Annotated in this window: 9 protein-coding genes; 2 read left to right on the top strand and 7 right to left on the bottom strand. The window is 68.2% G+C overall.

Annotation, left to right across the window (positions count from 1 at the left end; translation table 11 throughout):
- Positions 1–71: 71 nt before the first annotated feature.
- Positions 72–1,205, bottom strand: a complete 1,134-nt coding sequence (dapC, locus tag AU192_RS16440; protein ID WP_064398018.1) for a succinyldiaminopimelate transaminase — start codon at positions 1,203–1,205, stop codon at positions 72–74.
- Between the two features lie 23 nt (positions 1,206–1,228).
- Positions 1,229–1,552 (bottom strand): ferredoxin, encoded by a 324-nt coding sequence (gene fdxA, locus AU192_RS16435; protein ID WP_064398016.1) that lies wholly within the window; start codon positions 1,550–1,552, stop codon positions 1,229–1,231.
- Positions 1,553–1,798: 246 nt separating this feature from the next.
- On the opposite strand from fdxA, the gene AU192_RS16430 reads away from it, so the two are divergent.
- Positions 1,799–2,410, top strand: coding sequence for a DUF1353 domain-containing protein (locus AU192_RS16430; RefSeq protein WP_064398014.1), 612 nt, complete (start codon positions 1,799–1,801; stop codon positions 2,408–2,410).
- 5 nt (positions 2,411–2,415) lie between these two features.
- Here the strand turns inward: AU192_RS16430 and AU192_RS16425 are convergent, their stop codons facing one another.
- Entirely contained in the window at positions 2,416–2,964 is a 549-nt protein-coding gene (locus AU192_RS16425) for a YceI family protein (protein ID WP_064398012.1), read from the bottom strand.
- Positions 2,965–3,191: 227 nt separating this feature from the next.
- Entirely contained in the window at positions 3,192–5,771 is a 2,580-nt protein-coding gene (locus AU192_RS16420; protein ID WP_064398010.1) for a bifunctional FO biosynthesis protein CofGH, read from the bottom strand.
- Between the two features lie 214 nt (positions 5,772–5,985).
- Between AU192_RS16420 and AU192_RS16415 the strand changes: the two genes are divergently transcribed.
- Positions 5,986–7,188, top strand: coding sequence for a hypothetical protein (locus AU192_RS16415; RefSeq protein ID WP_133148039.1), 1,203 nt, complete (start codon positions 5,986–5,988; stop codon positions 7,186–7,188).
- Here AU192_RS16415 and AU192_RS16410 read toward each other — a convergent pair whose 3' ends face one another.
- The 3 genes from AU192_RS16410 to AU192_RS16400 all read right to left on the bottom strand — a co-directional run bounded on the left by AU192_RS16410 (position 7,189) and on the right by AU192_RS16400 (position 10,542).
- Positions 7,189–7,617 carry a hypothetical protein gene (locus tag AU192_RS16410; RefSeq protein WP_423202699.1) on the bottom strand — a complete coding sequence of 143 codons (429 nt, stop codon included), beginning with the start codon at positions 7,615–7,617 and terminating at the stop codon, positions 7,189–7,191. It lies immediately after the preceding gene.
- A gap of 116 nt (positions 7,618–7,733) precedes the next feature.
- A complete protein-coding gene (mshB, locus tag AU192_RS16405) occupies positions 7,734–8,624 on the bottom strand; it encodes an N-acetyl-1-D-myo-inositol-2-amino-2-deoxy-alpha-D-glucopyranoside deacetylase (RefSeq protein ID WP_064398006.1) in 891 nt (296 codons plus the stop codon).
- A gap of 55 nt (positions 8,625–8,679) precedes the next feature.
- Complete coding sequence (locus AU192_RS16400; protein WP_165593312.1) at positions 8,680–10,542, bottom strand: ABC transporter family substrate-binding protein; 1,863 nt, start codon at positions 10,540–10,542, stop codon at positions 8,680–8,682.
- Positions 10,543–10,580 lie beyond the last annotated feature (38 nt).

Genomic DNA, 10,580 nt, shown 5'->3' with positions numbered 1-10,580 from the left:
ACCCACGAACATGGGTGAGTGGGGCCCCGGCCCGCAACCCCCGACTCAACGCCGACGGTCACCTATACCGTCTAGCCGGCCGTGAGGCGCTGAGCGGCCGCCGATATCCGCTCGTCGGTCGCGGTCAACGCGATCCGCACGTGTTTGGTCCCGCGGGCGCCGTAGAACTCGCCGGGTGCGACGAGGATGCCGCGCTGCGCGAGCCAGGCGGCGGTGTCACGGCAAGGCTCCCCGCGCGTCGCCCACAGGTACAACCCGGCCTCGGAGTCTTCGACGGTCAGTCCGGCCGCACGCACGGCGGGCAGCAGGGTCTCGCGCCGTTTCTCGTAGCGGGCCCGCTGCTCGCGTTCGTGCTCGTCGTCGTCGAGAGCGGCGACCATCGCGCCCTGCACCGGCGTCGGCACCATCATTCCGGCGTGTTTGCGAACCGCCAGCAACTCCGCGACGACGCTCGGGTCTCCCGCGACGAAACCGGCCCGGTACCCGGCCAGCGACGACGTCTTGGACAGCGAATGCACGGCCAGCAGCCCGGTATGGTCCCCGTCGCAGACCGACGGATGCAGCACCGACAGCGGTTGGGCGTCCCAGCCCAGCCCGAGGTAGCACTCGTCGGAGGCGACAAGGACACCGCGCTCGCGCGCCCAGCCGACCACCTTGCGCAGGTGGTCGACGCCGAGCACCTTGCCCGTCGGGTTGCTCGGCGAGTTCAGGTACACCAGGGCGGGGGTCTGCGGACCGAGTTGGGTCAGCGAATCGGCCCGCACGATCCGCGCGCCCGCCAGCCGCGCGCCGACGTCGTACGTCGGGTACGCGAGCTCAGGCGCGACCACAGCGTCGTCGGGACCCAGCCCCAACAGCGTCGGCAACCAAGCAATGAGCTCTTTGGTGCCGATCACCGGCAGCACGGCGTCGGGCGACAGGCCCGTGATGCCGTAGCGCCGCGCCAGCGCGTTCACCGCCGCTTCTCGCAGTGCGGGGGTGCCTGCGGTGGTCGGGTAGCCGGGCGCGGCGCTGGCCGCCGTCAGCGCTTCGCGGATGACCGGCGCCACCGGGTCCACCGGGGTGCCCACGGACAGGTCGACGATGCCGTCGGGGTGCGCTCGAGCCAGCGCGGTCACGTCGGCCAGGCTGTCCCAGGGAAACGCCGGCAGCGATGCGCTACGGGGCTGTCGCGCCGCTCGGCTGCGCTGCGCGGGCGGCGGCATACTGCGCCCTGCGTGAGCCGTTATCAGTCCTCACCTTGCGGCGGCATGCTCTTGACCGGCTCCGGGTCGTTGTCGGTCTGGCCCACCTTCGACGCGCCACCGGGCGAGCCCAGTTCGTCGAAGAAGTCGGCGTTGATCTGCGTGTAGCTGCTCCACTGATCGGGCACGTCGTCTTCGTAGTAGATGGCCTCGACGGGGCACACCGGTTCGCAGGCACCGCAGTCCACGCACTCATCCGGGTGGATGTAGAGCATGCGAGCGCCCTCGTAGATGCAGTCGACTGGGCATTCCTCGATACACGCCTTGTCTTTGACGTCGACACAGGGTTCGGCAATGACGTACGTCACCGTGTTCTCCTCAAGGTCTCCTCGATCTCCTGTCCGGTGGGCTGCCGTACGGGGTGGCCATCCAAGCTCAGCCGCAAGTATCCGTGGTTGATACCTGGACGGTCGTCTCAGTGTGCCCTAACTTTCACGCGCACCCCCGTTAAGGGTTGCGCGTGGTTACTGATACTAAACGTCGCACATACAACTGCCTAGCAGACACCCCCTCAGTCCGACCGCACGGGGCGACCACCTTGCTATACCTGCGTGATGGAACGTTGCGCCCCGCCCGTCGACAAGACGGCCGTCCTCCACGTCCGACAACTGACCGCAGCCGAGGTCGACGCCGTACGCGCCTCTAAACGGGTGTTCAAGGAGAGCGCGTGGGACGAGTGGCGAACCACGCAGCCGCTCGGCTTCGAGGGGCCGAATGAGCGGTTCGAGGTCGGCGTCGACTTCGCGACCGATCTGGTATCGGTGCCGGGCGTGGTGGCCTGGTTCGTGCCCCGCGCCGGGCGTTATGCGCGCGCAGCCGTCCTCCACGACTACCTGTGGCGCTTTCCGGAGCGCACGGGGTGCGACCGTAGGACCGCCGACTACCGCTTTCGCCTGCAGATGCAGCGCGACGGCGTGAGCCTGCTGCGGCGCTGGATCATCTGGGCGACTGTGCGGCTGTCCGCGATCCTGCAGGGCAAGGGCGGCGCCGGCTGGTGGAGAGATCTGCCGGGCGCCCTGCTTCTGGTGCTGCTGGTCGCGGCGCCGATCGTCGTCGTGCCCGCGTTGGTGATCGTGGTGGCGACGGTGGTGTTCTGGCTTCTCGAGTCAGTCGTCGCGCTGGTGGTGCCCGACGAGGCACCACCCGCGCTGCAGTTCAAGACCTGACCGGGTCAGGCCTGCTTGAGGGCCTCGATCTCGAGGGTGACGGTGACCTTGTCGCCGACGACCGCGCCGCCGGTCTCGAGCGGCATGTCGATGTCGATGCCGAAGTCTCTGCGGTTCAGCACAACTGAGGCCTCGAAGCCGGCGACCTCGCCCTGTCCCATGCCGGGGTTGACGCCGTTGAACTCGACTTCGAGGGTGATCGGCTTGGTGACGCCCTTGAGCGTGAAGTCGCCATCGACGAGATAGGTCTCGCCGTTCGGCCGCACACCGGTCGAGGTGAAGGTGGCGATCGGATGCTGTGCGGTGTCGAAGAAGTCGGCCGACTTGAGGTGGCCGTCGCGTTGCTCGTTACGGGTGTTGACGGAGTCGACCTTGATTTCGGCGGTGACCGAGGGGGTGCCGTCCTCGGCGACGGTGATCGCACCGTTGAAGTCATCGAACGTGCCGCGCACCTTGCTCACCATCATGTGGCGTACGGAGAATCCGACGGTCGAGTGCACGGGGTCGATGGTCCAGGTGCCGACGGAAAGGGGGGTCGTAACAGCTGTAGTCATGCTCGTTTCTCCTTCGTTTCGATTGGCTTATTGGGGTGCCGGTCCGCCATCGGTGGCACTTCTCATAGAAACGGACCACAGTCCGGATTTGTTCCCGAGGGGTCGCGCGGAAGCGAGGCGCGTCCGTTTCAGGCCCGTCTCAGGCCGCGAGCGACCGCAAGATGTCGCGGAAACGCGGCGTGTCGGTGTACAGACGCGGTCGCTCGCGGGGCAGAAAAGAGGTAGGGCTAGGCGGCGAGGGGGGCGTACGTCGTGGAACGCTGGCGCGCCGGGCGGCCGATGCCCTCGGCGATCGAGACGAGTTCCTCGACCGTCTTGTAGGAGCCGAACTCCGAACCGGCCATCCTCGAGATCGTCTCCTCCATCAAGGTGCCGCCGAGGTCGTTGGCGCCGCCGGTGAGCATCACCTGGGTGCGCTCGACGCCGAGTTTGACCCAGCTGGTCTGGATGTTGGAGATCCGGCCGTGCAGCATGATGCGCGCGAGCGCGTGCACGGCGCGATTGTCGCGGTGTGTCGGGCCCGGCCGCGCGCCGCCGGCCAAGTACAGCGGCGAGCTCTGGTGCACGAACGGCAGCGGCACGAACTCCGTGAACCCGCCGGTGCGGTCCTGGATTTCGCGCAACACCCGTAGGTGGCCGACCCAGTGTCGAGGCTGGTCGACGTGGCCGTACATCATCGTCGAGCTGGATCGCAGACCGACCTCGTGGGCGGTCGTGACGACCTCGATCCACATCGACGTCGGCAGCTTGCCTTTCGTCAGCACCCAACGCACTTCGTCGTCGAGAATTTCGGCCGCGGTGCCCGGGATGCTGCCCAACCCCGCCTCGCGCAACGACGTCAGCCATTCGCGAATCGACAAGCCGCTGCGGGTGACACCGTTGGCGATCTCCATCGGCGAGAACGCGTGTACATGCATCGACGGCACCCGCTTCTTCACCGCGCGCACCAGATCGGCGTAGCCGGTGACGGGCAGTTCGGGGTCGATACCGCCCTGCATGCACACCTCGGTCGCGCCCGCGACGTGTGCCTCCCACGCCCGATCGGCGACCTCGTCCACCGACAGCGAATACGCATCGGCGTCGCCTTTGCGCTGGGCGAAGGCGCAGAACCGGCAGCCGGTGTAGCAGATGTTGGTGAAGTTGATGTTGCGGTTGACGACGAACGTGACGTCCTCGCCGACGGCGTCGCGGCGCAGTGAATCGGCAAGTGCGCCAACGGCATCCAAGGCCGGTCCGTCGGCGCACGCCAGCGCCAGGTACGCGTCGTCCGACAGCCCTGCCGGATCGCGTTCGGCGGCGCGCAACGCCGCCAGCACATCGGTGTCGATGCGTTCGGGCGCCCTGGCCGCGAGTTCGGAGATCTTCTCGCGGATGGACTCCCAGTCGCCGAACGCGCTGTCGAGGTCGCTGCGGGTCTCGGTGAGCCGCCCGGCGTCGTCGATCGCGGAGTGAAGGTCGGTGCGGCCCAACGACTCCGACGCCTCGTCGGGCTCCTGCCACGGCCGTCCGACCGGGTTGACGTCCAGCGCGAAACCGGTGTCGGGGTCGGCAAGCGCGTCGACGTGACCCCTCACCCGCGGGTCGATCCACGCCGCACCCGCCTGCACGTACTGCGGCTGCGCGGTGAGCCGCTGCACCAGGTCGTAGCCGGCGTCTGCAGTCACCGCGGCCAACTCGTCGAGCGCAGGCCACGGACGTTCGGGGTTGACGTGGTCGGGGGTCAGCGGCGAGACACCGCCCCAGTCGTCGACCCCGGCGCCGACGAGGGCCAGGCACTCGTTGCGCGACACCAGGTTCGGCGGCGCCTGAATTCGCATCTTGGGTCCCAGCACCAGCCGGGTGACCGCGATGGTCGCCAGGAAGTCCTCGAAATCCGCATCCGGCGACGAGGCCATCGCGGTGTGGTCCTTGGCCCGGAAGTTCTGCACGATCACTTCCTGAACGTGTCCGAACTCCTTGTGCGACCGGCGAATCGCGTGGATGGTCTCGGCCCGCTCGACAAGCGTCTCTCCGATCCCGACGAGCAGGCCCGTGGTGAACGGGATGGACAAGCGACCCGCGTCGGCCAGGGTTCGCAGCCGGACCTCGGGGTCCTTGTCCGGGCTTCCGTAATGGGCGGCACCACGCGTCTCGTACAACCGCCGCGAGGTGGTTTCGAGCATCATGCCCATCGACGGCGCGACCGGCTTGAGCCGGGACAGCTCCGACCAGCTCATCACGCCGGGATTCAGGTGGGGCAGCAGCCCCGTCTCTTCGAGGACGCGGATCGCCATCGCGCGCACATAGTCCAGCGTCGAGTCGTACCCCCGCTCGTCGAGCCATTGACGGGCCTCGTCCCACCGCGCCTCTGGGCGGTCGCCGAGCGTGAACAATGCTTCCTTACAACCCAATTGCGCACCGCGCCGCGCGACGTCGAGGATCTCGTCGGGCTCCATGTACATGCCCATGCCCTGGGCACGAAGCCGACCGGGCACCGTCACGAAGGTGCAGTAGTGGCAGGTGTCGCGGCACAGATGCGTGACGGGAATGAACACCTTCCGCGAGTAACTCACCGGGAGCTGTCCCGAGGGCCCGCGCCGCCCTGCCGCCTCGAGTCCCGCGTCGCGCACCCGTGACGCGCTGGCGCACAGGTCGGCGAGGTCGTCGCCGCGGGCCGTCATCGCGATCGCGGCTTCGTCGACGTTGAGGGCCACCCCATCGCGTGCGCGGCGCAGCACCCGCCGCAGAGCGGCAGGACTGGGGTGATCGGGTTTGGGTGGTATCACCGGGCTGGGCAGATCGGCGCCGTGCTGGGGGTTCAGAGCCACTCCCGTATAACCCCGCGCTCGTTGAGGATCATCCGCGCGTCTCACTTCCTGAAACATCGGCGCCTGACATATCGGCAACAGTAGTCCGCACGGTCGTGTCGGCGGCACGCCGCCGTCGGGTCGATTGGCGTCAGCAAAACATCCGCCGCCGTTCTTCTTACGTATGAGCAAATATCGGTGTAGTTTGCTGGGTGTCGGGGTCTGGGAGGACGATGTGAAGCGCTCTGCACACTCGATGTTCGTCATGGCCGTGATCATCCTGGCGGTGAGCGCGGTCGTGATCGCCCCGGTACGCCCCGCTCCGCCGCCCTCACCGGCTCCCGTCGTGCGGCTGGTCGCGTCCGCGCAAACGACGTCACCGGTGGTGCGAACCGGCCCCTCAGTCCCCGATCTCGAGCTGCCCGAGTTGCTGATCTGGTGGCTCGAGCGCATCGTCGTGCCGCCGAGCGCGGGCGCTTCGTTCCCTGCACCCGACTTCCCGAACGTCGTGGGCGGCAATTCGATCGACAGCACGATCAAGAACGTCTACAACGCTATAGAACCGTGGGTGGAATGGGGCTTCGACGTGGCCGCATACGCCGTCGGCTGGGTCCCCTACGTCGGCTGGCTTGCCCCGCAGATCGAGATCTTCTACAACTTCGGCGAACGCATCGTGCGCAGCATCACGTTCAACATCGCCGACTGGCTCGGCGGCAACATCAGCTTCTGGGACGGGTTGGTCAGGGTCGCCGTCGACACCATCAACTCGTTCATCTTCCTGGCCAACGACCAATTGGCTTTCTGGCTCCCGCCACTGCCGCCGATTCCGCCCATCGGTCCGTTCGCTGCGGAAGCGGCCGAGGTCGGGTTGCAGATCTCCTCGCTCGACGAATCGATCCCGCCCGTCGAAGCCAAGGTGGACCAAGACGACGTGCTGGACGAAGGTGTCAAGGATGGCGACGAGACGCTCACCCAGCGTCAAGGCATCGTCCAAGAGGGCGTCAGCGAAATCGACGGCGAGGTCGTCGGCGAACTCTCCGATCTCGACGGGGGCCAGATCGAACAGGTGCCTGCGACCGACAAGCTCGAGGTCGAACCGAGCGTCAGCCGGCTGACCGAGGGCGAAACGCTTGACGGTGACGACGATCCGATGACCACCCCCACCACGGCGACGTCTGGAACCGTTCAGGCGCAGGGCGAGATCCGTGCGTCGGCGATCGCCACACCGACGGGCACGTCCAATGGGCAGAACCTGAACGGACCGTCGAGCGGCGAGGTGAAGAACGACCTCACGGATCCGTCGACGCAGTCGCCGGCACCTGCGTTGTCGTCGCCTCAGCCGCCCTCGTCGCAGGATGCGGGCGGGGACCCGGGTGCGCAGGCCGACCCGAAACCGGACGCGGACGCGGACACAGGGGCCGGGGCCGCTACTTCGTAGTCAAGCCTTCACCGCTGCCCGTAGCACCGCCGCGGGCGGCAGAGTGCCGCACACGATGAGCAGCAGGGCCGCGTATTCCATGACGCCGGCCCCGCCGAAGATCACGTCGTCCCCCGGCCCGGCCAGCGTCATCACCGCCACCGTCAACAGCCAGGTCCACAACGGAAGGGCGGCGACCCGCGGCGACGACGTCCAGTGCAGCGCGGCCCACACCAGCGCGGCGTTGACCAGGCCGGCGATCAGTGCGCTGATCGGGAAGGGAATGGACCCGAGGCGGAGGGGAAGGAACATGGCCGAAGCGATGGCGCACAGCACACCATCGATGGCCAGCAGCGTCAGGACCGCCACGCTTCGAGGCGTGGTGGCAGAGGTGAGTGAGCTCAGGTCGGGATGCTGTCCAGCATGCCGGTGAGGGAACCGATCACCCACTGCAGGCTGTCGAACCGGTCCTGCCAGTGCTGCAGGTTGGGATCGAGGTCTGGATCCATGTGCCGTCCCTTCGTCGCGCCGCCGACTGCGGGCGAGCTTACTCCCTCTCGGCGCCGCTATTGAAGGTCCAGTCCGGCGAGGAGGTCGGTTTCCCAGCCGCGGCTGTCGCGTTCACCGGCCGAACCTGCGGCCAGGATGTAGTGCTCGTCGGCGCCGACGGGCAGCGCGATGTTGTTGGACAGCGCGAAGAAGCGATCGTTCGGGGCGACGGTGATCTGCGTGGCGTGCGCGCGCATCGCCGCCACCTTGGCGCTCAACTGTCCGGGATCGTCGATCGCCGCGTCGATCTCGTCGTCGAGATAGCCGAACGGCACCTCGTCCACGGTCACCCGGATCCACTCGGCGGGTGCGTCGTCGATCCCGGCGAGCCCCTCGGCGATCGCGGCCTTGGACGTCACCGCCCAGTAGACCTTCGGCACGGCCCACGGCTCGCCAGGAAACTCCGACTCTTCGGCGGCGGCCACGGCGGCCATCGTCACCTCGTGGGTGTGGATGTGGTCGGGATGGCCGTAACCCCCTTGCGGGTCGTAGGTGACGACGACGTGCGGGCGCAGCTCGCGGATGATGTCGACCAGCGCACCCACGGACTCGGCGGGATCGGCGTCGATGAACCTCTGGTGGTGCCGCCGCGGTGTGCCCGCCATCCCCGAGTCGCGCCAGCGCCCGGCCCCGCCGAGGTACTCCGGTTCTTCGAGGCCCAGCGCGTTCAGCGCCGCCATCAGCTCGCGGATGCGGTACCCGCCGAGCTGATCGGCCTCGTCCACGGCCAGGTGCGCCCACCGCTCGCCGATCACCTCGCCCTCTTCGCCGAGCGTGCACGTCACGACGCGCACCTGCGCACCGCGGGCGACGTAGTGGGCGATCGTGGCGCCGGTGGTCAGCGTCTCGTCGTCGGGATGGGCGTGCACGAACAACAGCCGCCCACCGCTGTGGTCATCGCGTTCCATTCGCACCAGCTTGCCTGCCGGCCGGCACACACTCGCGAGGTGTCCCGGCGAGGCCCTACTGCTTGGTCTTCACCCATTCGCCGGCGTCACCGACGATGCCGACCGGCACCGCGCCGGACAGGCTGACGTTCTGGACGCTGGGCCCGGACGCCACGATCGTGGTGTCCTGCAGGATCGGCAGCACCGTCGCCATGTTCCACAGGCGCGGTTCGACAGCGGTGATGACGTCGGCGATGTCTTCGCTGCCGTCGAGCGCGGCGTCGATTTTCGGCTGAATACTGCGATCGCACGTCCCGGTGATGTTGCTCGGCGCCTGAACCAGTTCGTCGGTTTCGGGTTCGGGCTGTGGACTCGGCGTCGTCGCGGTAGGTGTGGGCCGCGTCGTGCTCGGTGTCGGGGTCGCGGGAGCCGTCGCCCTTGGGCCGGGTTGGACCGTCACCACCGGGGTCGCCTCCAGCGCCCGGCAGCCGTAGCGCGACGCAAGCGACGTGGCCAGATCGCCGCCCGCCTGATTCCAGCCGACCACCGCATCGACCCGGTTATTGGGCAACGCATCGTCGTAGAGCGCCACGGGGTCGAGCGCCGACACCGATGCGGCGATGCCGACGTTGCGCAGTTGGTCGGCCGCGGTGTTGGCCACGGCCACCGACGTCGGGTCGTTGGCCGCCACCCCGATCACCAACGTCAACGGCTCACCGTTCCTGGCGATGCGCCCACGGTCGCCGTCCGGTGGGGGGGTTCCCGGTGTGGGCGGCGCACTGGTCACGACGGGTTCCACCTCGTACCCCGCGTCGGCCAGCAACCCGAGGGCGTCCTCCTTGGCCATCGCGGGCGGCGCGGTCGGGGTGTAACCCGGATCCGACGGTGAGCGCACCTGAGCCTGAGCCAACGTCACCGTGTTGTCGTCGCCCGCGCCGACGGCGGCGAGAAGGTCGACGTCGAGCAGCCCCAGGATCGCCTTGCGCACCTGCGAATCGCGCAACGCGGGCTGCTGAGCCCGCAGACTCAACCGCATCACACGCGGCGTGACGATCCGCGCCGTGCGCACGTCGGGGATCGCGGACAGTTGGGCGAACACGGCCGACCCGCCGTGCACTTGGGCGACCTGCGTGTCGCCGTTGCGGATCGAATCCGCCAGTGCCGCCGAGTCGCCACCCCTGCGGAACAACACCTGATCGGGTTTCGCCGGAGGGCCCCAGTACCGGTCGTTGCGGGCCAGCAGAATTTCGTCGCGCTGGGGGTCGATGTTCTCGACGCGGAACTGACCGCCCGTCACGGGCAGCGCCCGCGCCAGACCCGCGGCGAATCCGCCAGGCACATCCTTGACGATGTGCGCCGGGAGGATGTCGTTGAACAACTCGCGCCACGCCGGATACGGCTGCGAGAACGTCACGACCGCGGTCTTGCCGCCTTCGACCGACTGCACGCCGGTGATCAGGTCGTAGCCCGCCGGGTCGACGACCCCGGGTTGGCTGACCATCTGCTGCCACAGGTACCAGTAGTCGTCGGCGGCGATGGGCGCGTTGTCGGTCCACGACGCCTCGGGGCGGATCTTGTAGGTGACGGTGAACGGGTCTCGGCTCGTCACCTCTGCTGTTTCCAGCAGTGTGGTGTCGAGCTCCCACCGCGACCCGGTCGGGGTCTTCGGATCGGCGATGGGCCGGAAGGAACTGGGGAGCACGAGCGAGCTGATCGCCGCGTTGACGGGCGACTGGTCGGACAATAGATGCGGATTGAAGCCGGGGCCGATCCAGTCGATCGCCATGATGATCTGCGTCGCCTTCAACGGAGGAGGCGGCGGCTGCTGCTGCGTATCGGTGCTCTGCGGCGCGGGCGGCGGGCTGACGGTGCAGGCGGCCAGCAGTGTCACCATCGCGGACAACGTGGCGATGACGCGTCGGGGGCCGGGCACGCCCAACAGGGTATCGGGCAACTTCGAGGCGCCCGCCCGATCGG

The organism is Mycobacterium lehmannii (assembly GCF_001499925.1).
In the GTDB taxonomy this organism is placed as follows: Bacteria; Actinomycetota; Actinomycetes; order Mycobacteriales; family Mycobacteriaceae; genus Mycobacterium; species Mycobacterium lehmannii.
Note: the sequence above shows the minus strand (reverse complement) of the source record. Positions and strands in the feature narration are given on the sequence as shown.

What these genes read in the sequence shown, in the direction of transcription:
- dapC (WP_064398018.1), bottom strand. Translation starts at nt 1,205, where the DNA reads ATGCCGCCGCCCGCGCAGCGCAGCCGAGCGGCGCGACAGCCCCGTAGC.
- AU192_RS16430 (WP_064398014.1), top strand. Translation starts at nt 1,799, where the DNA reads ATGGAACGTTGCGCCCCGCCCGTCGACAAGACGGCCGTCCTCCACGTC.
- AU192_RS16425 (WP_064398012.1), bottom strand. Translation starts at nt 2,964, where the DNA reads ATGACTACAGCTGTTACGACCCCCCTTTCCGTCGGCACCTGGACCATC.
- mshB (WP_064398006.1), bottom strand. Translation starts at nt 8,624, where the DNA reads ATGGAACGCGATGACCACAGCGGTGGGCGGCTGTTGTTCGTGCACGCC.